Raw genomic sequence first — 25756 nt, 5'->3', positions numbered from 1 at the left:
AGGTTAGCTTATTAAACCAACCTTTTGCCTTTAACCTTTATCCTTTTACCTCAGCTCAGATCCTCTTTATATCTGCACCAAGCGCCCTTAAGCGATCATCAATATGCTGATACCCGCGCTCTATCTGTTCGATATTGTAAATGGTTGATTTGCCTTGTGCTGAAAGAGCAGCGATCAACAGAGCAACTCCTGCGCGTATATCAGGTGAGGTCATGGAAATGCCTCTCAGTTTTACCTGGTTATCCAAGCCGATCACAGTAGCCCGGTGCGGGTCGCAAAGGATAATTTGCGCGCCCATATCTAATAGCTTATCCACAAAGAATAAGCGGCTTTCGAACATCTTTTGATGGATCAATACAGAGCCTTTGGCTTGTATGGCAACTACTAGTACAATGCTCAGCAGATCTGGAGTGAAACCCGGCCATGGTGCATCAGCAATAGTCATGATGGAACCGTCTATAAAAGTCTCTATCTCATAATGCTTTTGAGCCGGAATATAAATGTCATCGCCGCGGCGCTCCATTTGAATTCCTAAACGTTTGAACGTATCGGGAATAATGCCCAACTCATCATAATGCACATCTTTTATGGTGATCTCAGAACCTGTCATAGCAGCCAAACCGATGAAAGAACCAATCTCAATCATATCGGGCAGCATACGGTGCTCAGTGCCGTGCAATTCGGTCACACCTTCGATGGTGAGCAGATTGGAGCCAATACCACTGATCTTTGCGCCCATGCGGTTAAGCATTTTGCATAGTTGCTGCAAATAGGGCTCACAGGCTGCATTGTAAATCGTGGTAGTTCCTTTAGCAAGAACAGCAGCCATCACGATGTTAGCTGTACCGGTTACGGAAGCTTCATCCAGTAGAATATAAGTGCCTTTCAGGTCAGAGGCGTCTACATTGAAAAAGCCGGTATCAGGATTGTAATTGAATTTAGCGCCTAACTTTTCAAAACCTAAAAAGTGTGTGTCCAGTCTACGACGACCAATCTTATCTCCACCTGGTTTTGGGATTGACGCTTTGCCAAAACGCGCCAGCAGCGGACCTACGATCATGATCGAACCACGCAGACCACCGCCTTTGGTTTTAAAAGCGTCTGACTCAAAAAAGTTAAGATCTATATTTTTTGCCTCAAAAGAATAAGTATCAGGCCCGAGTCGGTTTACCATAACGCCCATGTCGCCCAGTAACTCGATCAGCTTGTTCACATCCTTTATATCCGGAATGTTGCTGATCGTTATCTTTTCACTGGTCAACAGGACCGCCGAAAGTATCTGAAGCGCCTCGTTTTTGGCCCCCTGAGGTATAATTTCGCCCTTTAATGGCTTGCCGCCAATTATTTCAAATGCGTTATTCATAGTTAGTTTATAGTTGGTGGTTCGTAGTTCATAGCCACACTACTCAAACAGCAATTAGCTGTTGTTGCTTTGCAAATATTATAAAAAAATAACGCATCCTCAGCTATGAACTATCAACAATAAGCCATTTGCTGCTTAGTATTTCCGGCCACCGCCGCCGTTGTTACGGTTGCGGTTGTTTTGGTTATTATTACGCTGATTGTTGTTGCGGTTTTTGTTCTGATTATTGTTGTTAGAACGTCCACGACTAGTATTCTGGTTGGTATTCGTGCGGAATTCGACCTTAGCCAGGTTTACATTCTCTTCCAGTTTCAGTTCACCGCCAGACATAGCTCTTAAATCAGCAAGGATGATCTCATCAGCAACCGAATCCTTGTTCCATTGCACATAGGCCATCTTCATAAAGTTGGCAATGGCCTGCACCATGTGTTGCCTGCGTTCAGGCTCTTCAATAGACTTAGCCTTTTCGATCATCAGCTCGATGGTTTTGCCATAGTGCTTAGACCTGATGCGTTGATGCGGATATTTCAATGGCTCCGGCTTAAAATGAATTGCATCTGGGGCTGGCTTAGGATAAGGGGAATCCACATCGATCTTGAAGTCGGAGATGATGTGCAGATGGTCCCAAAGCTTGTGTTTAAAGTCGGCAACATCGCGCAGGTGAGGATTCAGAAATCCCATCAGGTCGATTACTACCTGGGCGTAACGGTTACGTTCTTCTTTGGTTGGCAGAGCGACAATGTACTTCACCATGTTTTGCACATTGCGGCCATACTCGGATAATATCAGTTTACTCCTGGTAGAGTTATAGTCAAATTGCGGCGTTTCTTGAATAGCCATATAAAATGAGTTTAATAAAAATTAGCAATTAAAATAAAATTAGCGCAGGTCCCTTGAAGATAAACAGCCCGGGCGGCTAAAGTTGAAATTTTTGTGGAAGTAGAACAAAGATAACGCAATTCGCATAAAGTACAAATTATTGGGAATGTTTCAGTTTGAAATTAGCGTATGACTAAAAATAAAGCGAAATTTAAAAGGCAAAGCAAACAACCCATAATATGGACGTACAAGAACAAATCAAAAACTATATTGCCAGTCAACCTGAACCGAAACGTAGTGATATGCAAACTTTGCATGAGCACATACTTAAAACATTACCGGGTTGTAAATTATGGTTCGGGGATGGTAAAAACGGCGAGGGCAAAACTGTTAGTAACCCCAACATAGGTTATGGATCTTACACCATAAAATATGCTGACGGAACAACCAGGGAGTTTTTTCAAATCGGTTTGAGTGCAAACACAACCGGAATCTCGGTCTATGTCCTCGGCATCAAGGATAAGACCTATTTAGCCCAAACCTACGGAAAAGAGCTGGGCAAGGCTAGCGTGACCGGGTATTGCATTAAGTTCAAAAATCTAAAGGATATAAATATTGATGTACTTGAAGCAGCAATACGATATGGGGTTAAAGCTACAAGTGAAAATTGAAACCAAATTATTTGCGGGTTGGCCATCTATGATTGGGCATTAGTCATTAATATTGCGGTACAGCTTATTCTACAATATTGAAAGCGATCAAAATAACCCATACCGATATTTACAGGTTTAGTATACCGATGGTGCCTTTTACCATTGCCACCGGCACCATGACCCATGCCCAGAATGTGTTTATCCGCGTGCACACCGATGCGGGTTTTTATGGTGTAGGCGAATGTTCAGCCTTCCCGATGATCGTTGGCGAAACGCAGGACACTTGTCTGGTAATGGCCAAGGAATTTGCCCGGCTATGGAAAGGTAAGAATGCTTTAGATATTCCAGCATGTTTGCAGCAACTGCACGACTTTACAGCAGGCAATAGCACCATAAAAAGTGCATTTGATATTGCCTTGTATGATATCGCTGCAAAAAATGCAGGTTTGCCATTATACAAGTTTTTAGGAGGAGCTAAACGCAAAATTGAAAGCGATATCACTATTGGAATAGCTGAGCCTGCGGAGATGGCACAAAAAGCAATTGAGTTTAAACAATCCGGAGCGACGATATTGAAAGTTAAACTCGGGAAAGATGCTAAAAGTGATGTGGAGAGAATCAAGCAGATTCGTGAGGCGGTAGGGAGTGAAATGAAGATCAGGGTAGATGCTAACCAGGGCTGGGGCTTTGATGATGCAGTTTATGCTTTGCAAAGCATTAGTAAATACGACATCGAGTTTTGCGAACAGCCGATGCGTACCTGGTATGATGACCGTTTGCCTGAATTGAAAAAACTGTCACCAGTTAAAATAATGGCCGATGAAAGCGTTTATAATCACCATGACGCCCGGAAGCAGATAGAAAGTGATTCCTGCAGCTATATCAATATCAAATTTTCTAAATCAGGAGGAATTAATGAAGCTAAAAAGATACATGACCTTGCAACTGAAAAAGGTATTCCATGTATGATGGGAGGGATGCTGGAGAGCCGAATTGCACTGAGTGCAAAGTTGCACTTTGTATATGCCAGCCCGAATATCAAATTCTATGATATGGACACCTGCATGCTGGGGCATTTGGTCGATCCATGCGTCGGTGGCGTAAAGTATGATGGCTATTTTCTGAATATCGATGATGCGCCGGGCATTGGCGCTGATGCGGATGAGGCCTTTCTTTCATCCTGCGAACATTTTACCATTTAACATAAAGGCCGGTATCTAGTACCGGCCTTTATGTTGTTAGTGGCTTTTGTTGGTGTTGTTACCGTGGCTTTTCCCTTTGTTGCCGTGGGCCAACTCTTTTGCCGCGTTGCTTCTTTCTTCTGAAGATTTACCGCTGCGCATCTCTCTTGATGCCGCAGATTTCGATGATGATTTTTCTTTAGTAGGCATGATATTAAATTTTAAGTTAATTTATTCTTATAATAATTTAATGGCCATGCCTGTTTTAAAAAAATCAACTTTTTTGGCTCAATTCAGCAAAGTACTTGTGAAACAGGGGAATAGTTTCAATTCCCTTATAGTAATTATAAATATCGTATTTCTCGTTTGGAGAATGCAGGGCATCGCTGTCCAAACCAAAACCCATCAGTACCGTCTTGATACCCAGTTCAGCCTCAAATAAAGCCACGATAGGAATACTGCCACCGCCACGTGTTGGGATCGGGTCTTTACCAAAGGATTCAGCTATTGCCTTCTGAGCAGCCTTGTAAGCAACGCTATCAGTAGGAGTAACCACCGGTTCGCCGCCATGATGGGGTGTTACTTTTACTTTTACATATGGCGGAGCGATCTTTTTGAAATGATCGGTAAATAATTGAGTGATTTTATCCGATGTCTGATTTGGAACCAGGCGCATCGATATTTTAGCACTTGCTTTTGATGGTAATACCGTTTTTGCTCCTTCGCCAATATAACCACCCCAGATACCATTTACCTCTAGAGTAGGACGTGTGCCGGTGCGTTCAAAGGTTGAGTAGCCTTTTTCGCCCCAGAGCTCATCTACACCTAAGTCTTTTTTATATTCATCTTCATCATAAGGTGCAGAGTTCAATGCTTTACGCTCTTCCGATGTCAGATCGATCACGTCATCATAAAAACCAGGAATGGTAATGTGATTATTGTCATCATGCAGGGAAGCAATCATTTTTGCCAGGATGGTAGCAGGATTTGCCACCGCTCCACCATATACGCCTGAATGTAAATCGCGGTTAGGACCGGTAACTTCAACTTCAAGGTAGGATAAGCCTCTTAAGCCAGTCTCCAGCGACGGATGTTCCATGCTGATCATCGAGGTATCAGATATGAGCACCACGTCAGCTTTAAGTCTTTCTTTATTGGCTTTAACAAATATACCAAGGTTGGATGAGCCTACTTCTTCCTCGCCCTCAATCATAAATTTGATGTTGCAGGGCAAGCCGCCGTTTTGCATCATGAGTTCAAAAGCTTTTACATGCATATAAAACTGGCCTTTGTCATCGCAGGCGCCACGGGCATATATTTTGCCATCGCGAACAGTGGGTTCAAAAGGAGGAGTCTTCCAAAGTTCCAGAGGATCGGCAGGCTGAACATCGTAATGACCATAAACCAATACCGTAGGTTTTGACGGATCAACGAGCTTTTCGCCATATACAATCGGGTAACCGGCTGTTTGGCATACTTCTACATTATCGGCACCGGCGTCACGGAGTTTTTGGGCTACGTGATCTGCCGTTTTCAATACTTCAGGTTTATATTTCGGATCGGCACTAACCGATGGAAAGCGCAATAATTCAAACAGTTCGTCTAAAAAACGCTGTTTATTCTGCTCCACATATTGCTTAATATTTTGCATAGCAATGAATTTGGAGCAAATATAGTTTTTATGCCGATAGAGCAGTTACTTACGGGAAAAATTACACAAAAAGAATAACAGACAGGTTAATAACCTGTTAAAAGAAGGGTAATAAAAAGGCTGTTTTTCGCGACGGCAGGAGATATTATTGAGTATTTAATAAGCAAAAATAATATCCTTCGGATAAAAAAGATCAATGGAAAGGCCTAAAGCCCTTTTTTAAGGACTTTAAGCCGGTCATTATCTTTATCCGGGTTAACGGCGTATAAGTACCGATACCTGGTACATTATACTTTCCCCACGATCAGTTTTTAGACTGATCGCCATGACTGACCAATCTAATTAGTCAGCAGTACCTAATTGAGTTCTGTCACTTACGTGCTGCTCCATTTTTCTTGCATCGCCAGTACCCAGTTGGGTTCTGTCGTCGCCAGTACCTAATTGAGTTCTGTCATCGCCAGTACTCAATTGAGTTCTGTCATCGCCAGTACTTAATTGAGTTCTGTCTGCAACAGCACCGTTTTTTACAGTGTCTTTAGTAGTGAATGAAGACAATGTAGCGATACTCGCAACAAGAAAAGCACCTAGGATAACTTTTTTCATGTGAATGTTAATTAATAATGGTTATAGAATTTGGTGGTTAATAAATGCATTTTAAAAATTTCTCTTAGATGCAAAAAGCCTTATTCTCCGACAAAACCGGAAGAGTAAGGCGTCTTTCATCTAGGTATGTGCCCCTTCAGATTTGCTTAAAAAGACATTTCTGTTTTCTTAATTATATAACCCCTGTAAGTAACTAAAAACCTGTTTTTTATCACTTTTTTGCATTTTTTATATTTTTCGGAGCGTTTTTATGAAAAATTGATAAAATTTCTTAAAAAATGACTCAAAAATTGTATAAAAAATCAAGTTATAAAAAGCTAATTATTAGCTATTTACAGTTGTCAACTAAAGTTGCTTTACAAATATAAAGATGTTTTTTAGAATTAAAAATTTTAGTAAAAAAATATTTAACGCATCTTTTTAACAACTTTCCCGTAATAGGGTCTTAGCGCAGCCTCCAGGACTGTTCAGCATTAATGAAAAAAGCTTATTTATTATTTATATTATTTCTATTTGCATCTTGCATCGAAGCTTATGCTGACGTATCGATTGGTGAGAACCAGGATACGACCCAGGTTAATCTTTTAAATAAGCAAGCATTCAAAATTCGTTTGACCGACCATGAGCAAACACTTGCAAAAGGACAGCAGGCTCTCGAATTGGCATTAAAGCTCAATTATATTAACGGGATAGCTGAAGCATATAGGGTAATGGGTCTTGGTGAAGCGTATAGCCGCAATAGCGCAATGGCTATAGCTGATTATTTAAACGCACTTTCATATTTCAAACGGGCAAAAAATCTGGCGGGACAGGGGAAGGTATATAATAATATAGGCAACCTTTACCTTGAACTGGACTACGACGAATCTTTATTTTACCTGCAGAAAGGCCTTTCGATAGCCCAGCAATTGGGCGATAATAAAGCAATAGCCAATGGGTACCTTAATATTGGCAATGTTTATCAGCGTAAAAAGAACTTTAACTCTTCATTAGATTACTACAATAAAAGCCGGGACCTTTTTGTGAAAATTAATGACCCGGTAAATCCTATTATCATATTACAGAATATAGGTGTAATGTATTACAAACTAAAACAGTATGATAAAGCAGAGCAAATTTTACTGGAGGCAAATAAGCAAGCCAAGAACAAAGACCTTAATACTTTAATCGGTAAGATAGACCTTACGCTGTCATCTTTATATCTTGAGAATAAAAAGTATGATAATGCTGCTAAATTTCTGGAAGAAGGTGTAGGCTACGCTGAGGCTACGAAAGACGAAGATCTCGCTGCGGATTTTACTTATAACTCGTACCAGCTTGCTTTTCATAAAAAGAACTATGAACAAGCATTGTCATATTTACATACTATCTATGTCAGAGACAGTACATTGCAAAGTAATATGTTATCGTCGGATTTGGGGCTGATGAAAAAGCAGCATGATCAGCAGGAAAAGCAAAGAGAAAATGAATTGATCATTGAGCGGCAGAAAAGTGACCGGGTAAAATTCTGGTGGGCAGTTTCAGCATCGGGTTTATTGCTCATAGTAGTAGCATTGCTGGTAGGTAACGTAAAACGCAAAGCGAAGACCAACATAAGGCTGACCGAGCTGAACAGCGAAGTTTCAAGACAAAAAGATAACCTTGACCGGATTAATCATCACCTGGAAGAAATAATTGATGAGCGTACGCGCGACCTGCAGATCAAAAACAAAAAACTTTCTGAATACTCCTCATACCTATCGCACCAGATTCGCGGTCCGATTGCTACCCTTAAAGGTTTGATGAACCTTGAAAAAGAGGGGCTTGTTGACCAACAGGAATGTATCAACATGATGAACAAGTGCGTGTCAGATATCGACGAAAAGATCATCGACATGACTGATATTCTGCATGATCCGAAGAGAACCAGTTTTTAAGTCGGAAGTCGGAAGTCGGAAGTCGGAAGTCGGAAGTCGGAAGTCGGAAGTCGGAAGTCGGAAGTCGGAAGTCGGAAGTCGGAAGGAATTAGCTAATCAAGATACAAACAATAAAACAATCCAACAATAAATCAATTCACCTATTGACTATTGACTATTGACTATTGACTATTGACTCCAAATCACGGCCAGTTGGCATGTATCCGTGCTTCAAGTAACCCGAGGTAAGTGCAATACCAGGATATCATTTGCAGAATAAGCAGGGTACGGTGCCGGTTATTGTAACCCTCTGTTTCGAAGGCAAGCGTTTCGTCTCCGGCCGTGACGAAGTATCTTACTTCGCCTTGCTTGGGACTAAGCTTCGACTTTAAAAGATCGAATACTTTGATCTTTAATTTGGTTTCAGGATCGTGGATGGTTTCCTTTTTAGAGACACCATTTTTCGGTATTGAAATCAGATAATTGAGCATCACAAATTCGATTTAATATCTGTAGATGCTACAATTGTTACTCCAAAAAATGAAAATAGTACAGTTTATTCGATAAAATTGGCCTTAATTTATTTATGAGAAATCTTTATCTTTTTATAATTAATATTATTTCTCTGTGTTTAATAAATGCAAATAAGCCCTTATCAATTATTGTATAATAAATGATAAAATGAGCTTAAAATGTAGTTTTTAGCACACAAATTGATTAACTGGCCATCGAACCTTTGTTGCGAAGCTCTTCATACAACTCAATTACTTTGCGTTGCAGCGCAGCAATTTCGTTTTCGCGATCACTTAATTTCTTTTGGATAAGGTTTAAGTGTGATGGAGCTACTTCAGCTTGTTCGTTGTCTACAGTTAACAATTGAACCACGCTAACTTCATAGATGTTTGCGATTTGTTCAAGACGTGATAAGTTAACGTCGGTTACACCAGTTTCGATTTTCGAAAATGCAGGGATAGAGATACCTAAACGGTTAGCTATATCTTCCTGGCTCCAGCCATGCTGGTGACGTAAAATTCTGATGCTTTTTCCGATTGACTTGTTTGCGGTTCTTTTGTTTGGATCGCTCATAATTCAATAAGTTAAAATTGTTTAAGGGTACTAAACTCAAACCAAACTGTGTGCCATATGCTAATTTGCGCTGAATTAGAGGTTTGTTGCATTATAAGCAATTTTGTTTCGGGTAGTATTGGGGAAATCTTTCTACAAACAGGAAATATTTGTCATGAAATTTTAACCAATTCTCAATGATTTAATGTAATTGGAAATACTAATCGGGGTAGATTAGTTATTAGAAAAGACAATAAACGATTAGTTAATAATTTATAATATACGCAATTTAGCGAATTTAAGCAAGAGTTGTTTTTGCCCAATTTCCTTGAAAAAGATAGTCGCTTTTATGTCGGGTTTATTACCTTCAAGGTTAATAACTTTTCCAAAACCAAAGCGTTCATGCTCCACTTCCATGCCCACCTGCAGGTTGCTGGTATCAGATGGCGCGAAGCCAGGTGTAGGTACGTGAGCCTTGGCGAGGATGGATGTAGTTTTAACCGGTGCTGCTGCAGGTTTGGGTTTCGAAAATACATCCCCACTGCGCTTGTTCCACGAATTGCGTTCATCGTCAAAGAATGAACTATTGGCTGATGGGGCAGGTTTGGCAGTAAAATCAAGCTCAAGGTAACGCGCATCGATCTCGTCCAGGAAACGACTCGGCTCGCAACTGATCAACGTGCCGAATTTAAAGCGCGAAGTAGCATAGCTAATGTGAAGCCTGCGTTCAGCGCGGGTAACGGCTACATAAAACAAACGGCGTTCTTCCTCTAAATCGCTGCGCGAGTTTAGCGACATTTGCGAAGGGAAAAGGTTCTCTTCTAACCCCACCACAAATACCTGTGGAAACTCGAGCCCTTTGGCTGAGTGTATGGTCATTAAAGATACTGTGTCGGCATCTTTATTATCGTTTTTGTCATCACCAGTTAAGAGGGCGACGTCCTGCATAAACACCTCAAGACCTTTTTCCTCAATATCTTCACGCTCTGAGAATTCTTTGATACCGTTCAGCAATTCCTGGATGTTTTCGTAACGGTTCAGTCCCTCAACGGATTTATCCTCGTACAAGTCCTTTAAGATGCCTGAGTGCTGTGCGATGTGTAAGGCAGCATCATAAGCCGATTGCGTCCGGGTGATCACCTGGAAGCTCTGGATCATTGTCGCAAAAACACCTACGGCTCCTGAGCTGCGTCCATCTAAATATTTTGATGGATTGATCACCACTTCCCAAACAGTTACCATATTTTGGTCAGCCGCCAGAATGATCCTGTCGACTGTCGTATCACCAATCCCTCGACGAGGATAGTTGATCACACGTTTTAGAGCTTCCTCATCAGCAGGGTTTATGGTTAACCTGAAATAAGCGATCAGGTCCTTGATTTCCTTACGCTGATAGAAGGATTGCCCGCCGTATATCTTATAAGGTATATTCAGTTTACGCAATGCTTCTTCCATGGAGCGAGACTGGGCATTGGTGCGATACAGAATGGCAAAATCGTGCCATTTCATGCCCTTGGTTGAACGCTCCTGCATAATGGCCTCAGCTACTATCTTCCCTTCTTCATTATCGCTGAAGGCCCGCATTACCTTTATTTTATCACCCTCTTCTTTTTCGGAAAAGACGTTCTTTTTTAGCTGCTCCTTGTTATTGGCGATAATGCTGTTGGCAACGTTTACAATATTTTGGGTAGAGCGGTAGTTCTGCTCCAGTTTGAAAACTTTCAGATCAGGATAATCCTTCTCAAAATTCAGGATGTTCTGAATGTTGGCGCCACGAAAGGCATAGATACTTTGCGCATCGTCACCTACTACGCAAATGTTCTCATTTACCGCCGCCAGCTTCTTCACGATCAGGTATTGCGAAAAATTGGTATCCTGATACTCATCCACCATCAGGTACTTAAACTTGTGCTGGTATTTGTTCAGTACTTCGGGGTAACGTTTAAGCAGTTCGTTGGTCTTGAACAATAGATCATCAAAATCCATTGCTCCGGCGCGGAAGCAACGGTTCGAGTAGGTTTCATATATCTTACCCAATTGCCCGCGACCGGTTGAAAAATCATCCGCCTGTATTTGGTCGTTCTGCTGGTATTCCTGCCATGATATCAGATTATTTTTAGCACCAGAAATGCGGTTATAAACAAAGTTGGCGTTATACAGCTTGTCATCCAGTTGCATCTCTTTAAGAATGGCTCGGATAACGCTTTTGCTGTCGTCGGTATCGTAAATGGTAAAGTTATTTGGATAACCGATCTTGTCGGCCTCCACACGCAAAATTTTGGCGAAAACAGAGTGGAAGGTACCCATCCAGATGTTTTTGGCTTCTTCGCCCACCACGTGCATAATACGCTCGCGCATTTCGCGTGCTGCCTTATTGGTGAAAGTAAGCACCAGTATATTAAAAGCATCAACCCCGCTGGCAACCAGGTGCGCCACACGCATGGTGATCACCCTTGTTTTGCCCGAACCTGCACCCGCAATGATCATTACCGGTCCTTTGATCTGCAATACTGCATCGCGCTGGGCCGGGTTTAATCCCTTTAAATAATCCAAAATCTTGTCCTCTTTTCTGAAATGGCGAAGTTACTTTTTTGAGGCGAAAGCTGAAAGGTAAAAGGCGAAAGGTTTTCCAGAATTTCGAATTTCGGATGTGCGATTTCGGATTTATTTTTAAACATGGAGCCTTTTAGTCCACACTATATATAGTATCCAACCAAATGGAATAAGCCAAATAAAATCATTTAGCACATTGACGTAAAGAAACTTTGCAGTCAGCTCACCTTTAATAATATAGTATATTGAGCCTATTGGCCCCAATATCTTCCCCACAAAACCTACGAATATCAGTGGCCAATATCTTACAGGGTCAGTGGATGAAAAGTAATAAGCTAATCCGTAAGTGCCCACCAGCATGCCGATGCATCTAAGCAGAATTAAGGTAAAATCTGTCGACGGATAATCGAACAAAATAATCTGCGGGTAAATAGAAATAACAGTGCCCCAAACTACATTATAAATAGCAGCCAGTAACATGATCAGTTTAGCCCATTTGAGTTTTGGCATGATTTAAGGTCAAAGGTGAAAGGATAAAGGTAAAAGGTTTTCTTCTACAATAAAAAAGACCAGGCCTCTCAACCCGGTCTTTAAATTATTAGCCTTTCTCCTTTAGCCTTTCAGCTTTTACCTCATTTCACAGGCGCTTTCCAAACATTATTTTTCAAATCAATATCCGGTAACTCATGCCCCGGATCGAGAACAATGCTTTTAATAGCTGATTTAGATGGATATTTAAATTTCCATACGCCACCGCGCTGCCAAACGTTTACAGGCAGGTGCAAGGTTTCTGTTGTGCCGTTTTCCTGGGTGATCAGCAAGTCAACAGGCATAGCCAGTTTCTCTTTATTTACAATGGTGATCAATGAGCCTTGTGCAGGATCGTTTTTTACATAACTTACCGATTGTACTGATTGATCAATCTTCCAGGTGGTGAAGAACCAGCCTTTCCAGAACCAGTTCAGGTCTTCGCCGGCGGCATCGTTCATTGTGCGGAAGAAATCATAAGGCAGCGGATGTTTGAATGCCCAGTGCTTTACATATTCATTGAAAGCGTAATCAAAGCGATCAGGACCTAAAACCACATTGCGCAGCATGTCCAAACCTAAAGCAGTCTTAACATAATACTGACCGTAATCATTCAGGCCTATTGCCTCAGGAGGGGTCATCAATGGGTCTTTACTGTTTTTAAACTGGCGTAAAATACGCTGGGCCTGTTTCGAAGTATCATTGTACTCACCATTATTAAACTGTTGGGTAGCATATTCATTAATAAAGGTGTTGAAGCCTTCATCCTGCCACATATATTTACGCTCGTTCGAGCCAACGATCATCGGGAACCAGTTGTGCCCGATCTCGTGGGTAACGTCGCCCCAAAGCTGACCGTTTTTCAAATTGCTTAGGCAGAAGATGATACCCGGATATTCCATACCCAAAGCCACGCCCGATACGCTTGTAGCCGAATTCCATGGATATTCAAAATATTTTTTAGAGTAAATTTCCATGCTGTTTTTTAGGTATTCAGTTGAGCGGCCCCATGAGTCGTTGCCTGAGCTTTCAACAGGATAGGTCGACATCGCAATTCCTTTTCTGCCCGAAGGGAAGTTCACACGTGCTGCATCCCAAATAAAAGCCTTTGAAGCGGCCCATGATACATCGCGGCTGTTCTCCATTTTAAAGTGCCAGGTTTTGGTGCCGGTTGCATTGGAGTTCTGGCCAATTTCTTCCGGTTTGATGATCATTACCGTTTTATCGCTTTTACGTGCTTCGGCAAGGCGCGATTGCTGGGTAGCAGAAAGCACCTGTGCGCCATTTTGCAGATCTCCTGAGCCTACAACCGTCATATTTGCGGGGGCAGTAACGTAGTAATCAAAGTCGCCATACTCGCAATAGAATTCACCTAAACCCATATAAGGCAGTGTGTTCCAGCCTTCTACGTCGTCATAAACGCACATGCGCGGGTACCATTGAGCGATCTCATATACATAACCATCTTTAAATTTCTTGCGGCCCATGCGGTCGGCACCATAAAACGGTATCGCGAAATAGTATTTAACTTTTACCTGTATCTTATCACCTTTGGCGCCTAGCGGGCTGTGCAAACGTACCTGCATACGTGCATCCGAAATAACCGGTTCCACATTATAAGTCTGGTTCTTATAAGTAATAGATACGGTTTCGATATGATAACCGCCGCGGCTGAAACCCTTCACGTCGAAACGGTCGCCATAATAAGGGGTAACATCCGCACCGCGTGAATCCGGTTTAAATAAGTTTTGATCTAACTGCAGCCATAAGTGGTCCAACTGATCGGGACTGTTATTGGTATAGTTGATGGTTACTTCACCATTGATGGTGGTATCCTGCTGCGCCTCGTTAAGAGTTGCTTTGATTAAATAATCAGCGCGGTTTTGCCAGTAATGCTCTCCGGGGTTGCCATTAGCAGAGCGTGTGTTGCCACTTGTAACCGGCCAGGTAATAGGGCCAAAAAGGTCCTGGTGGTCATATTTAATGGAATCGGTAGTTTGTGCTGAAGCATTAAGGGCGATCAGTAGCATCAGGCCGATGCCTGCCACATGTTTTAATTTAAAACGGTTCATTAATTGAGAATTTGATAATCAGGGGGCAAAGAAACCAAATAAAATTGAGGAACTCTCAATTTAAGACCCTGAAAGTTTGAAAATGTGATAATTGCACATTTTTAAAACTTTCAGATTACATAATTCTTGAATTGAATATGCACCTTCGCGTATTAAATTTTCACCTATGAATCGCCTGGCAAATTCTGCTTCTCCCTATCTTTTGCAACATGCCAATAACCCGGTCGACTGGTACCCGTGGGGCGCCGAAGCATTGCAAAAAGCGAAGGATGAAAATAAGCTGATCCTGGTGAGTATAGGTTACTCCGCCTGCCATTGGTGCCACGTAATGGAGCACGAAAGTTTTGAAGATGAGCAGGTAGCGGCAGTGATGAACGAATATTTTGTTTGCATCAAAGTAGACAGGGAAGAACGCCCGGATGTTGACCATATCTACATGAGCGCGGTGCAACTAATGACCGGAAGAGGAGGCTGGCCATTGAATTGTATTTGCCTGCCCGATCAGCGGCCCATTTATGGCGGTACTTATTTCCGTAAAAACGACTGGATAAGCCTGCTGTTTAACCTGGCAGATTTTTATAAACAAAAGCCCAAAGAAGCGGAAGAATATGCAGTTAAACTGACTGAAGGTATTCAACAATACGAATCAGTGAAATTTATCGATAGTCAACCTGAATATGCCAAGGAAGATTTAGAAACCATCCTGAAAAACTGGGAACGCTATTTTGACAGGGTGGAGGGCGGCATAGGAAATGCGCCTAAATTCCCTATGCCAAATAACTGGCAGTTCCTGATGCGTTATGCTTTTTTAATGCAGGATGATGATGTGGCACAACAAGTAAAACTCACCCTCCATAAAATGGCTTTTGGCGGGATTTACGATCATATCGGTGGTGGATTTGCAAGATATTCAGTTGATGGCTATTGGCATGTGCCTCATTTTGAGAAGATGTTGTATGATAATGCGCAACTGGTGGCATTGTACTCCGAAGCGGCTGTATGGCAATATGATCCGTTATATCCGCAGATCGTAGATGAAATCATTCAATTTGTAGAACGTGAACTGACCTCACCTGAAGGCGGATTTTACTCAGCCCTGGATGCTGACAGCGAAGGCGTAGAAGGCAAGTTCTATACTTTTACCAAGTATGAAATAGAAAAGATACTCGGCCCAGATGCAGACCTGTTCTGCATTTATTATCACGTGACTGATGATGGTAACTGGGAAGAGGAAGAAATAAATGTATTCTTCAGGAAAGAAACCGATCAGCAACTGGCCGAAAAATTAGGTTTAGGCGAGAGCGATTTGGTCTCTAAAATCGATTCGCTAAGAAGTAAAGTACTGGAAGAACGCAGCAAGCGCGTTCGGCCGGGTTTGGATTATAAAATATTAACCTCATGGAATGGCCTGATGCTGAAAGGTCTTTGTGAGGCTTACCGGGCATTTAATAAACCGGAATATCTTGAGTTGGCTCTGCAGAATGCGGAGTTTATAGTCAGCAATATGATAAGTGGAGATGGTAGACTAAAACGCATATATAATAAGGAAGGCAATAGCGGGAATGTCTTCGCTTTTCTTGACGATTACGCCAATATCATTGATGCCTTCATTGTGCTATATGAAGTTACTTTTAACGAAGAATGGCTGCAAAAAGCAAAAGCTTTAACCGATCAGGCGATTCAGCATTATTATGATCAGCAAACAGGCATATTTTATTTCACGGCTGCTGATGATGAGCAGTTGATCGCCCGCAAATCGGAAATTATGGACAGTGTGATACCGGCATCTAATTCGGTAATGGCCAATAATCTTAAAAAGCTGGGTTTGCTTTTTGATAATGAAGATTATATAGAAATATCTGCCCAGCTTTTGCGCAATGTTGTGGGGCAGATTGCTAAATATGGATCGTCCTACTCTAACTGGTGTTCGCTTTTACTAAATGAGATATTTGGCATCAATGAAGTAGCGACTGTTGGCGACCAGGCTGAGGTGCTGAGAGTTGAAATGGAAAAAAATTACATTCCCAATAAAATAATGTTGGGAGGTAACAAAGGAAGTTTACCTTTGCTGCAAGACAAGTTTGCCGCTAAAACCCGCATATTCATTTGTAAAGACAAAACCTGTGGTTTACCATCTGAAAATACCGAAGAAGCACTAAAACAAATCTGGAATTAAAACACTTATCAAAAAAAGATACAAATGAAGATACAACCACAACACGTAGTGTCATTAACGTATGATCTGTATGTTAAAGAGGATAACGGCTCTGAGGGCCTGGTAGAGAGTGCGACCGAAGAACAACCGCTTGTTTTTTTATTTGGTGCAGGACAAATGTTGCCAAAATTTGAAGAAAACCTGAGCGATCTTTCGACTGGCGACTCCTACGAATTTCGTTTGTCGGCAGAAGATGCATACGGTAACTACGACGACGAAGCCGTAGCCAGTTTACCAAAAGAAATGTTCCAGGGAACTGATATCCCTGAAATAGGTAGTATGTTGCCTTTACAGGATAACAACGGCAATCATTTTCAGGGACAGGTGGTATCAATAGCAGAGGATTCAGTTATTGTCGACCTGAACCACCCAATGGCAGGCCAGGAATTGCATTTTAAAGGAAAGATCGTCAATGTTCGTCCGGCTACACCTGAGGAGTTATCTCACGGTCACGCACATGGTCCGGATGGACATCATCACCACTAATTCATCTTAAATTTTATATCCGTACCCGGTTTTGAAGGCAATAAAGCAAATTCGAAACCGGGTATTTTTTTAATAACTCATAAATTCGAGTTCGCCATTTGGTCTGAGCTTACACCGGATCATAATACGCGATAGCACAGGCTGACCATTGTATGTAGCCGGTATAAATTGCCGGTCTTCTTCTTTGAACAGATTGATGTTCATCGAAATGGTCTGGTCGTATTGTATTAATGAGCAGTTGGCCCTGACCTTAAAATCAGCCAGCCTCCCCAACGGACTTATCAGCAATTCAACAATGGCTATACAACCATTTGTGCCCCATTCATAAGGATTAAATGGAGGTTGATACAAGCCCAGGTAAGGCAGATAACCAAAATACCTGCCACCAACTTTTATAGGCTTGGTAACTTTATCGGTGTCAGATATCTCCTTATCCACGCCATAATATAGATCGGATGATTGAGTGTATTCCTTCGCCTCATACCGGATCGTTTTGCTGTCGTAATCAAACACCTGCATCAGTTTGCCTTTGGGATCATAAAAGCGCCACATGCCGGTTTTTTTATTATTGGTGTAACTTCCCTGCGCAACGGGAACACGTCGCCTGTAAAGAGCCTCATAAGTCCCGTTTTTAATATCCTGGTGATCCTTTAGTACCTGGAACTTTTCGATAACATCATCGTTAAGTCTATTCTTTTTTTCGATCGTCTCCTGGGAAAAGCAATCGGTCAGACAGAAAATAAAGCAAGCAAACAGTAGAAAATTCTTCAAGATCTGATGGTCGGTTTGTGGCAATAATAGGGATACTTTTCCGGATTTTGAAATAGGTAATGGTGGTTGTAGAGGTTGAAAAGGTTGTAGTGGTTAATCTTTACAGTTATACAATTTTTTCACCATTACAACTACTACAACCAATACAACCTCTACAACTAATTACAACCAATAATCACTAAACTTGTAAAACCAAAACGCAATCATGCCAATCACTGATAATCAATCAAACTACAAACCGGTAAGTTTTTCGCAAACTACCATTATCGAACTGATGATACCTTCATATTCCAATTTCGGCGGGAAAATACATGGGGGTATTATTTTGTCCCTTATGGATAAGGTGGCTTATGTATGCGCAGCAAAACATGCGGGCAACTATTGTGTAACAGCATCCATCGATACCGTTGATTTTCTGGAGCCCGTTGAAGTTGGTGACCTCGTGTCGCTAATGGCATCAGTGAACTATGTTGGCAAAACCTCACTGGTGATCGGCATCAGGGTGGAGTCGGAGAATATCAAAACCAACAAAATCTACCATACCAATACCAGTTATTTTACCATGGTTGCCAAAGATGAGCAGAATATGCCGGCCCTGGTTCCTGGCTTGATCCTGGAGAATAAGGAGCAGGTAAGGCGGTTTGTTGAAGCTAAACGCCGCAAGCAATTAAAGCAAAATTACAAGCAGGAAGCACAGCACATAAAAGTACCTGAAAGTGAGGAACAATGTATGGAAATGCTGGCAGATGAGCGTTGCATCATATCATCCTAAAACTTATCTTTGAAAGGGCGTTACCACTAACTATTAGCGATTTTTTTTCCGTATTAAATTAAATGAAGGTTTTTATCGGTCTGGTACTGACGCTTTTAATTCAAAAAGCTGTTTTTGCTGATAGTACAGCGCCTGCACCTTCAGCAAAAGATACTACTTATGCCGTTCAAAAAACCGTAGATTATCTTAACGATGTCGCTTTTGGACTGTATCTTAACGCTCCGGATTCGGCCCGTGCCATTGCAGAAAAAGCACTTCTTTTAGCAGAAAAATCAGAATACAAAGCAGGTGTCGGTCGTAGTTTTCTAAATATCGGGCATGTTTACTGGTCGCAATCCTATTACCCGATGGCGCTTGTATTCCTGAATAAAGCGCTGATCAGCCTGCCTAAAGAAAAACCGTTACTGTTGGCCGAATGCTATGAACTGCGTGGACGGACTTTCGCTGAACTTGGCAACTATAAGGATGCGCTAAATAATCTAACAATCGCTGAAAAATTTGCCGGCACTGACAAGGATGAACTTGCCGAGGTATATAGCGAGCGCTCCTACGTTTATATGCTGCTTACAGATTATGCACGGGCTGTGAGCGAAGCAAAGCAGTCATTGGAGTTAAATAAAATTACAAAAGACTATAAAAACACAGCTGTTATATACGGACGTTTGGGCAGCATTTTCATCTACACCAAAAATTATAAGGCTGCCTTAGCTTATTCTGATACGGCCTACCAGATGAGCCAAAAGGTGGGCAATAACCGCCTGAAAGCGAAATGCCTGGTAGGATATGCCACCATTTACAACCTGGAGCACCAATACGATAAAGCCATACCTTATGCTAAAAAGGGCGCTGCCCTTGCTGATAGTATTGGTGTGATGGATGCCTTGTCAACCGCATACCAGGAAATGGTAACCAGCTATGAGCAAAAAGGCGATCTAAAGCAGGCGATGGCTTATCAGAAGAAATATATCGCCATTAAGGATAAACTGAGCAGTTTCTATCGCGCCAAAAACTCACAGCTGATCCAAAGTTATTTTGATTTGGACAATCGCCTGGATGCTATTGCCGATTTTGAACGCAATGCCAAACAGATAAAAGCCAGGATGCAGTTTCAGCGCATCATTATTATTTCGCTGAGCCTGTCGTTGCTGGCGGTTGTTACCCTGCTGCTGATCACTTATTATTTTTATAAGCAGAAGAAAGAGCTTAGCGATGAGCTAACCAGAAAGCATAGCGCTTTACTGGAACACAAAAAATTGATCGAGGCGCAGACGGAGAACCTGCAGATGATCAGCAAAATAAAAGATAAGTTGCTGGCGGTTATTGGTCATGATCTTCGCACACCCCTGGCCAATCTGCGTAATATGGTGGAGATGTTTGAGGCTGATTACTTATCAGCTGATGAGATCCACTGGCTGATGAAGGACATCAACCCATTGGTAAAGGGTGCAGAATTAACCCTTTCAAACCTGATGGAATGGGCCGGAAGCCAGATAAAAGGGCAAAGTATTAATTCTACCCGGCTGGATATATTCCTTTTGGGGGTTGAAATGGAGCAGACCTTCAATCACGCACTTCAACGCAAAAACATTGAATTCCTGAACCAGGCAACCGCCGGACAATCTGTTATGGCTGATGAAAACCATATTAAAGTGGTATTGCGTAATTTGATCAGCAATGCCATCAAGTTTACCGACGCAAAGGGAACCATAAAACTAAACTCGACCTACAAAGAAAATAAAGTGATCATTAGCGTTCAGGATACCGGAAAAGGTATGACGACCGATGAAGTAAATAAATTATTCTATCCCCAAACACACTTTTCACAACCAGGCACTTTAGGTGAAAATGGTACCGGCATAGGTTTATTGCTCTGTAAAGAGCTGGTAGAACTAAACGGCGGAAAAATGTGGATCAACTCCAAACCAGGCAAAGGAAGCACCTTCTTCTTTAGTTTGCCGCTAAATACTGAATATGCCTGATCGCGATCAAAGAGATTATAAAAGTGTAAAAAGAGAGATACAAAACGTGTCTCTCTTTTTATTTTATCCAAATTGATGACAAGTACTATAGCTTTTATCAATGTTATTTATAATTTAGTGAACCCAATTATTTAGTGTACACCAAACACCTTTCCCGAATGAAAAATAAAACCCTCAGATGGCTGGTTTGTGCCGTTTTTAGTTTAACTCTTTTTGCTGCCAATGCCTATGCGCAAGTGGGAATATTTGACAGCCAATCCGATGTTGGTCCGGTAAAACATCCTGGTACAGCTTCATTTGATGCAACTACACAACAATACACATTAACAGGTTCAGGAGCCAATATCTGGGGAACACATGATGAGTTCCATTTTGTATGGAAAAAGATGAAGGGCGATTTTATTCTGCGGGCGAATGTGGCGTTTATCGGTAAAGGAGTGGAAGATCACCGCAAAATAGGATGGATGGTTCGCTCATCGCTCGATACCAATTCAAAACATATCAATGCGGTTTTACATGGTGATGGATTAACCTCTCTGCAATACAGAAAGACCGTCAGCGGTGTCACTGAAGAAATGAAATCAACGCTGACACATGCTGATGTGATCCAGTTGGAGAGAAAAGGAAATTCTTACATCATGTCTGTAGCGCATAAAGGTGAAACCTTTGTAAGCAAAAAACTGGACGATCTGGATTTAGGGGATGATGTGTATGTGGGTATATTCATCTGCTCACACAACGCTGATGTAACCGAGAAAGCAACTTTTGATAATGTACGTATTGTTGTTCCGGCACCCAAAACTCTTGTACCTTACAGAGATTATTTAGGCAGCAGTATCGAAATACTCGACTTAGAAAAGGCAACCAGCAAGATCATTTATCAAATCCCCAACTCATTACAGGCGCCAAACTGGACAAAGGACGGTAAGTCTCTCATCTACAATCGCGATGGTAAACTCTATAATTTCGACCTGGCTACAGGTACGCCAAAAGAAATCAATACAGGCGTCGCCAATAAAAACAATAATGACCACGTGATTTCATCCGATGGAAAAATGCTGGCTGTCAGCAGTGGTAATGGCGAAAAGGGTGCTTCATTAGGCTTCACAGTGCCGATTGGCGGTGGTGAAGCAAAACAGATCACACCAACCGGGCCGTCCTATATGCATGGCTGGTCGCCGGATGGAAAATATATCGTTTTTTGTGGCGACCGGAATGGAGAGTATGATGTATACCGAATCCCATCCAAAGGTGGTCCCGAAGTGCGCCTGACTGATGCGAAAGGGTTGGACGACGGCCCGGAATACAGCCCTGACGGTAAATACATTTATTTTAACTCAGTCCGCAGCGGCCTGATGCAGGTATGGCGGATGAAAGCTGACGGAAGCGAGCAAACCCAGCTAACCAACGACGATTTTAATAACTGGTTTCCGCATGTTTCGCCCGATGGAAAATGGATAGTATACATCACCTTCCTGAAAGATGAAGTATCACCCGGCGATCATCCTTTTTATAAGCATGTATATTTAAGGGTGATGCCTGTAGGCGGCGGTCCGTCAAAAGTAGTGGCTTACTTGTATGGTGGTCAAGGTACTATCAATACGCCATCATGGGCGCCTGACAGCAAACACCTGGCTTTTGTAAGTAATTCAAGCTTGTTATTTCCGGTATTCCCGATAGGTCAATAATTTTTAAACCAAAATAAACGCTATAAAAATGAATACTTCACGCAGAAATTTTATTAAAAATACCAGTATGATGGTAGCTGGCGCTGCACTGTTCTCAAAATCTGGTGATCTGTTTGCATCATCCCCCAAGAAAATTGAACGCCTTGGTGTGCAGCTTTACTCTGTACGCGATGCTATGAAGACTGATCCTAAAGGTTCATTAAAGAAACTATCGGATATCGGATACGTCCATGTAGAACATGCAGGTTATGGCGATAGGAAGTTTTATGGCTACAGTCCGAAAGATTTTAAAAAACTACTAGGCGACGTAGGTCTGCAAATGCCAAGTGGTCACGTAGTAATGACCGCGAACGACTGGGATGATTCAAAGAAAGACTTTACCGATAAGTGGAAATATACCATTGAAGATGCAGCCGAAGTAGGTCAGCGTTATTTGATCAGCCCCTGGCTGGACGAAAGTCTGCGTCACGACCACGATAAATTAAAAGGGTTTATGGATCTATTCAATAAATGTGGTGAATTGTCGCAGAAGTCCGGTGTTCAATTTGGATATCATAACCACAATTTTGAGTTCAGCACCAAAGTAGGCGATGGCACTTTATATGACTTCATCCTGGCTAATACTGATCCTAAACTCGTAGCACAGCAAATGGATATTGGTAATATGCTGGGGGCAGGCGGTATAGCTTTAGACCTGCTTAAAAAATATCCTGGCCGTTTTGAACTGATGCACGTGAAGGATGAAATAAAGAGCACAACAGGCGGCGGTATGGACGGTTATGATAGCACCATATTAGGTCAGGGTGTAATGCCGGTGAAGAATATTGTAAAAGAAGCCCGTAAGAACGGTGGAACTTCACAATTTATCATCGAACAGGAATCATACCAGGGAAAAGATCCGTTCGATTGTGTAAAAATTGATTTACAAACCATGAAGAAATGGGGGTTCTAACCCCATTTTTCGTGTAAATTAGACACTTAGTGATGACGCAAAGAAATTCAGGGAGATAAATCGATATTTTTCTGAATTTTTTAGCGTTTCTGTTTTTATAATGTCAATTATACATCTATATTGTACCCGGCTATTTGAAAGAAACAGCCAACCAATTTAGTAACCAACTTTTAAACATGGACAGGCGTACAGCAATCCAGAATCTGGCTTTAGTGATAGGTGGTGCAGTGCTTTTACCACATTGCTCCAAAAGTAATCCAACAGCACATTTCAAGCACTTCGATATCACCTATGATCAGCAAACGCTGATCACCGATATAGCCGAAACCATTATTCCCAAAACGAATACTCCGGGAGCTACCGATCTTAATTTATATGGCTTCGTCATGAAAATGGTAGACGAATGCACAAAAAAGGAAGATCAGCAGGCTTTTATGAAAGGCTTGGGTGAATTTGACTCAATTCCGAAAAAGATGTTCAATAAAACCTTTGCTGATTGTAGTAAGAAAGAGCGGGAAGATGTGCTGAAGAGCTTCGATAAGAAGGATAATGGCTACTCGAAAGACCTGACAGCATTTTACCAGGGAGTAAGAGGGTTGACTGTATGGGGATATACCGAGTCAAAGTATTTTTTGACGAAGGAAATTGTGTACGAATTGGTACCCGGCAGGTATAATGCCTGGTATCCGGTAAAAAATGGGAAGGCGGTAGCGAAAAATGCCTAATTTAAATATAGATAGCGCTAAAGAGCGCACCTTTGATGCCATCGTGATTGGCTCGGGCATGAGCGGCGGATGGGCAGCAAAAGAGCTGACTGGCAAAGGATTAAAAACTCTGATGCTGGAACGCGGTCGTGATGTAAAACACCTCAAAGATTATCCTACCACTAACCTGTATCCATGGGAATTTGAACATAGGGGAGAAGTACCGATGGATATCCAAGAGGCTAACCCGGTAGTAAACCGTTGCTATGCCTTTAAGGAAGATGCTATGCATTTTTTTGTAAAAGATCATGAGCATCCTTATATACAAACCAAGCCGTTCGATTGGATACGCGGCTACCAGGTAGGTGGTAAATCCCTGCTTTGGGCGCGCCAAACCCAGCGCTGGAGTGATTTCGATTTTGAAGGCCCTGCCCGCGATGGTTTTGCTGTGGATTGGCCGATTCGTTATAAAGATATTGCGCCATGGTATAGCTATGTAGAGAAGTTTGCAGGTATATCAGGCAATAAAGATGGCCTGGCCGAATTGCCTGATGGTGAATTTTTACCGCCATTCCCTCTAAATGCTGTTGAAAGTTATTTCAGCAAGCACGTTAAAGAAAAGTATAAAGGCCGCCATGTGATCAGTGCGCGCTGTGCGCATTTATCCAAACCCAACCAGATCCACCTGGATCAGGGCCGTTCGCAATGCCAGGAACGCACATTGTGCCAGCGCGGTTGTCCGTTTGGTGGATATTTCAGCGCTAATGCATCGACAATTCCGTGGGCATTAAAGTCCGGTAATTTGACTTTGAGGCCTTTCTCTGTTGTTCAGTCAATTATATATGATGAACAAAAAGGTAAGGCAACAGGAGTTCGTGTGGTAGACACCAATACCAAAGAAACTATTGACTACTATGCCCGCATCATCTTTGTAAATGCAGCTGCTATAAATACCAATCTTGTTCTGCTTAATTCAACCTCACATCGTTTCCCAAATGGTTTGGGTAATGACAGCGGTGTGCTGGGTAAATATGTAGCATTTCATAACTATTCGGCACATATTGGGGCTGAAGTAGAAGGTTTTGAAGAATGGGCTACAGATGGCCGCAACCCGGCAGGTGGTGGTTATATCCCACGTTTCAGGAATGTATATAAACAGGAGACCAACTTTTTACGCGGTTATGCTGCCGGTTTATACGGGTATCGCGGATACAAACATAATTATGAAGGGGTAGGCGATGATTTCAAAGCCGGCTTATCCGGAAAAGAATACGGCCCATGGTACATAGGATCACACTTTATGGGTGAAACCATTCCTAAAGAAAGCAATTTCGTAGCGCTTGATACTACTCAAAAAGATGCCTGGGGTGTGCCACTGCTGAAAATTTCTGTCGATTATGATGATAACGATATGAAAATGCAGAAGGACTACGTGGAGCAACTAACAGAAATGTTTACCAGCGCAGGATTCAAAAATATTAAAGCGGAAACCAATCATCAGGCACCTGGATTAGACATCCATGAGATGGGCGGAGCAAGAATGGGCCTGGACCCGAAGACTTCGATACTGAACAAATGGAATCAGATGCATGCCTGTAAAAATGTTTTTGTAACGGATGGCGCGAGCATGACGTCTACTTCATGTCAGAACCCATCGCTTACTTATATGGCATTGACAGCAAGAGCGGCAGATTACGCCATTTCTGAGATGAAAAAAGGCAATGTCTGAGATAGTTTGCAGTTATTAGTTTGCAGTGGGCAGAATAGCAATAAAAGTCCTCTCCTTTGGAGAGGATTTAGGTGAGG

Annotated in this window: 22 protein-coding genes; 11 read left to right on the top strand and 11 right to left on the bottom strand. The window is 42.0% G+C overall.

Annotated features, from left to right (window positions below; all coding sequences use genetic code 11):
* Window positions 1-55: 55 nt before the first annotated feature.
* Together murA and VIM89_RS17095 are read right to left on the bottom strand one after the other, a co-directional pair.
* Complete coding sequence (gene murA / locus VIM89_RS17100) at window positions 56-1363, bottom strand: UDP-N-acetylglucosamine 1-carboxyvinyltransferase (RefSeq protein ID WP_488157394.1); 1308 nt, start codon at window positions 1361-1363, stop codon at window positions 56-58.
* Between the two features lie 135 nt (window positions 1364-1498).
* Window positions 1499-2203, bottom strand: coding sequence for a DUF4290 domain-containing protein (locus VIM89_RS17095; RefSeq protein ID WP_488157393.1), 705 nt, complete (start codon window positions 2201-2203; stop codon window positions 1499-1501).
* Window positions 2204-2421: 218 nt separating this feature from the next.
* On the opposite strand from VIM89_RS17095, the gene VIM89_RS17090 reads away from it, so the two are divergent.
* Window positions 2422-2853, top strand: coding sequence for a DUF1801 domain-containing protein (locus VIM89_RS17090; protein WP_488157392.1), 432 nt, complete (start codon window positions 2422-2424; stop codon window positions 2851-2853).
* Between the two features lie 86 nt (window positions 2854-2939).
* The gene (locus VIM89_RS17085; protein WP_488157406.1) at window positions 2940-4037 is read left to right on the top strand and encodes a mandelate racemase/muconate lactonizing enzyme family protein; all 1098 of its coding nucleotides are present in this window, start codon (window positions 2940-2942) and stop codon (window positions 4035-4037) included.
* A gap of 36 nt (window positions 4038-4073) precedes the next feature.
* Here VIM89_RS17085 and VIM89_RS17080 read toward each other — a convergent pair whose 3' ends face one another.
* The 3 genes from VIM89_RS17080 to VIM89_RS17070 all read right to left on the bottom strand — a co-directional run bounded on the left by VIM89_RS17080 (window position 4074) and on the right by VIM89_RS17070 (window position 6270).
* Window positions 4074-4226, bottom strand: a complete 153-nt coding sequence (locus tag VIM89_RS17080) for a hypothetical protein (RefSeq protein WP_488157391.1) — start codon at window positions 4224-4226, stop codon at window positions 4074-4076.
* A 64-nt stretch (window positions 4227-4290) separates the two neighbouring features.
* Window positions 4291-5667 carry a dipeptidase gene (locus VIM89_RS17075; RefSeq protein WP_488157390.1) on the bottom strand — a complete coding sequence of 459 codons (1377 nt, stop codon included), beginning with the start codon at window positions 5665-5667 and terminating at the stop codon, window positions 4291-4293.
* Window positions 5668-6009: 342 nt separating this feature from the next.
* Entirely contained in the window at window positions 6010-6270 is a 261-nt protein-coding gene (locus tag VIM89_RS17070; RefSeq protein WP_488157389.1) for a hypothetical protein, read from the bottom strand.
* Window positions 6271-6746: 476 nt separating this feature from the next.
* Here VIM89_RS17070 and VIM89_RS17065 point away from each other — a divergent pair, with 476 nt between their 5' ends.
* Window positions 6747-8186 (top strand): tetratricopeptide repeat protein, encoded by a 1440-nt coding sequence (locus tag VIM89_RS17065; RefSeq protein ID WP_488157388.1) that lies wholly within the window; start codon window positions 6747-6749, stop codon window positions 8184-8186.
* A gap of 182 nt (window positions 8187-8368) precedes the next feature.
* On the opposite strand, the gene VIM89_RS17060 is transcribed toward VIM89_RS17065, so the two are convergent.
* From VIM89_RS17060 to VIM89_RS17040, 5 genes are all read right to left on the bottom strand, one after another.
* Window positions 8369-8656, bottom strand: coding sequence for a hypothetical protein (locus tag VIM89_RS17060; protein ID WP_488157387.1), 288 nt, complete (start codon window positions 8654-8656; stop codon window positions 8369-8371).
* A 226-nt stretch (window positions 8657-8882) separates the two neighbouring features.
* Window positions 8883-9251 (bottom strand): helix-turn-helix domain-containing protein, encoded by a 369-nt coding sequence (locus tag VIM89_RS17055; protein WP_488157386.1) that lies wholly within the window; start codon window positions 9249-9251, stop codon window positions 8883-8885.
* A gap of 252 nt (window positions 9252-9503) precedes the next feature.
* Window positions 9504-11783, bottom strand: a complete 2280-nt coding sequence (locus VIM89_RS17050; protein WP_488157385.1) for an ATP-dependent helicase — start codon at window positions 11781-11783, stop codon at window positions 9504-9506.
* 117 nt (window positions 11784-11900) lie between these two features.
* Window positions 11901-12293, bottom strand: coding sequence for a hypothetical protein (locus tag VIM89_RS17045; RefSeq protein ID WP_488157384.1), 393 nt, complete (start codon window positions 12291-12293; stop codon window positions 11901-11903).
* 122 nt (window positions 12294-12415) lie between these two features.
* Window positions 12416-14383, bottom strand: a complete 1968-nt coding sequence (locus VIM89_RS17040; protein WP_488157383.1) for a M1 family metallopeptidase — start codon at window positions 14381-14383, stop codon at window positions 12416-12418.
* 166 nt (window positions 14384-14549) lie between these two features.
* Here VIM89_RS17040 and VIM89_RS17035 point away from each other — a divergent pair, with 166 nt between their 5' ends.
* Both VIM89_RS17035 and VIM89_RS17030 read left to right on the top strand, forming a co-directional pair.
* Window positions 14550-16559: a thioredoxin domain-containing protein gene (locus VIM89_RS17035; RefSeq protein ID WP_488157382.1), complete on the top strand. Its 2010-nt coding sequence runs from the start codon at window positions 14550-14552 to the stop codon at window positions 16557-16559.
* Window positions 16560-16583: 24 nt separating this feature from the next.
* Window positions 16584-17084 carry an FKBP-type peptidyl-prolyl cis-trans isomerase gene (locus tag VIM89_RS17030; RefSeq protein ID WP_488157381.1) on the top strand — a complete coding sequence of 167 codons (501 nt, stop codon included), beginning with the start codon at window positions 16584-16586 and terminating at the stop codon, window positions 17082-17084.
* Between the two features lie 69 nt (window positions 17085-17153).
* On the opposite strand, the gene VIM89_RS17025 is transcribed toward VIM89_RS17030, so the two are convergent.
* On the bottom strand, window positions 17154-17855 hold the full coding sequence (locus VIM89_RS17025) for a hypothetical protein (RefSeq protein ID WP_488157380.1): 702 nt from the start codon (window positions 17853-17855) through the stop codon (window positions 17154-17156).
* Between the two features lie 205 nt (window positions 17856-18060).
* Between VIM89_RS17025 and VIM89_RS17020 the strand changes: the two genes are divergently transcribed.
* The 6 genes from VIM89_RS17020 to VIM89_RS16995 all read left to right on the top strand — a co-directional run bounded on the left by VIM89_RS17020 (window position 18061) and on the right by VIM89_RS16995 (window position 25679).
* Entirely contained in the window at window positions 18061-18627 is a 567-nt protein-coding gene (locus VIM89_RS17020; RefSeq protein ID WP_488157379.1) for an acyl-CoA thioesterase, read from the top strand.
* A 62-nt stretch (window positions 18628-18689) separates the two neighbouring features.
* The gene (locus VIM89_RS17015; protein ID WP_488157378.1) at window positions 18690-20606 is read left to right on the top strand and encodes a tetratricopeptide repeat-containing sensor histidine kinase; all 1917 of its coding nucleotides are present in this window, start codon (window positions 18690-18692) and stop codon (window positions 20604-20606) included.
* A gap of 158 nt (window positions 20607-20764) precedes the next feature.
* Window positions 20765-22294 (top strand): TolB family protein, encoded by a 1530-nt coding sequence (locus VIM89_RS17010; protein WP_488157377.1) that lies wholly within the window; start codon window positions 20765-20767, stop codon window positions 22292-22294.
* 28 nt (window positions 22295-22322) lie between these two features.
* Window positions 22323-23246, top strand: coding sequence for a sugar phosphate isomerase/epimerase family protein (locus VIM89_RS17005; RefSeq protein WP_488157376.1), 924 nt, complete (start codon window positions 22323-22325; stop codon window positions 23244-23246).
* A 176-nt stretch (window positions 23247-23422) separates the two neighbouring features.
* Window positions 23423-23971, top strand: a complete 549-nt coding sequence (locus VIM89_RS17000; RefSeq protein ID WP_488157375.1) for a gluconate 2-dehydrogenase subunit 3 family protein — start codon at window positions 23423-23425, stop codon at window positions 23969-23971.
* Window positions 23964-25679 (top strand): GMC oxidoreductase, encoded by a 1716-nt coding sequence (locus VIM89_RS16995; RefSeq protein WP_488157374.1) that lies wholly within the window; start codon window positions 23964-23966, stop codon window positions 25677-25679. Before VIM89_RS17000 ends, VIM89_RS16995 begins: the two co-directional genes overlap by 8 nt.
* Window positions 25680-25756 lie beyond the last annotated feature (77 nt).

Origin of the sequence: Mucilaginibacter sp., from assembly GCF_036568825.1 — a bacterium.
In the GTDB taxonomy this organism is placed as follows: domain Bacteria; phylum Bacteroidota; class Bacteroidia; order Sphingobacteriales; family Sphingobacteriaceae; genus Mucilaginibacter.
This window is presented reverse-complemented; position numbering and strand designations above follow the sequence as displayed.

Coding starts and splice junctions, on each gene's coding strand:
- murA (WP_488157394.1), bottom strand. CDS start 1,363: ATGAATAACGCATTTGAAATAATTGGCGGCAAGCCATTAAAGGGCGAA.
- VIM89_RS17095 (WP_488157393.1), bottom strand. CDS start 2,203: ATGGCTATTCAAGAAACGCCGCAATTTGACTATAACTCTACCAGGAGT.
- VIM89_RS17090 (WP_488157392.1), top strand. CDS start 2,422: ATGGACGTACAAGAACAAATCAAAAACTATATTGCCAGTCAACCTGAA.
- VIM89_RS17080 (WP_488157391.1), bottom strand. CDS start 4,226: ATGCCTACTAAAGAAAAATCATCATCGAAATCTGCGGCATCAAGAGAG.
- VIM89_RS17075 (WP_488157390.1), bottom strand. CDS start 5,667: ATGCAAAATATTAAGCAATATGTGGAGCAGAATAAACAGCGTTTTTTA.
- VIM89_RS17070 (WP_488157389.1), bottom strand. CDS start 6,270: ATGAAAAAAGTTATCCTAGGTGCTTTTCTTGTTGCGAGTATCGCTACA.
- VIM89_RS17065 (WP_488157388.1), top strand. CDS start 6,747: ATGAAAAAAGCTTATTTATTATTTATATTATTTCTATTTGCATCTTGC.
- VIM89_RS17060 (WP_488157387.1), bottom strand. CDS start 8,656: ATGCTCAATTATCTGATTTCAATACCGAAAAATGGTGTCTCTAAAAAG.
- VIM89_RS17055 (WP_488157386.1), bottom strand. CDS start 9,251: ATGAGCGATCCAAACAAAAGAACCGCAAACAAGTCAATCGGAAAAAGC.
- VIM89_RS17045 (WP_488157384.1), bottom strand. CDS start 12,293: ATGCCAAAACTCAAATGGGCTAAACTGATCATGTTACTGGCTGCTATT.
- VIM89_RS17040 (WP_488157383.1), bottom strand. CDS start 14,383: ATGAACCGTTTTAAATTAAAACATGTGGCAGGCATCGGCCTGATGCTA.
- VIM89_RS17035 (WP_488157382.1), top strand. CDS start 14,550: ATGAATCGCCTGGCAAATTCTGCTTCTCCCTATCTTTTGCAACATGCC.
- VIM89_RS17030 (WP_488157381.1), top strand. CDS start 16,584: ATGAAGATACAACCACAACACGTAGTGTCATTAACGTATGATCTGTAT.
- VIM89_RS17020 (WP_488157379.1), top strand. CDS start 18,061: ATGCCAATCACTGATAATCAATCAAACTACAAACCGGTAAGTTTTTCG.
- VIM89_RS17015 (WP_488157378.1), top strand. CDS start 18,690: ATGAAGGTTTTTATCGGTCTGGTACTGACGCTTTTAATTCAAAAAGCT.
- VIM89_RS17010 (WP_488157377.1), top strand. CDS start 20,765: ATGAAAAATAAAACCCTCAGATGGCTGGTTTGTGCCGTTTTTAGTTTA.
- VIM89_RS17005 (WP_488157376.1), top strand. CDS start 22,323: ATGAATACTTCACGCAGAAATTTTATTAAAAATACCAGTATGATGGTA.
- VIM89_RS17000 (WP_488157375.1), top strand. CDS start 23,423: ATGGACAGGCGTACAGCAATCCAGAATCTGGCTTTAGTGATAGGTGGT.
- VIM89_RS16995 (WP_488157374.1), top strand. CDS start 23,964: ATGCCTAATTTAAATATAGATAGCGCTAAAGAGCGCACCTTTGATGCC.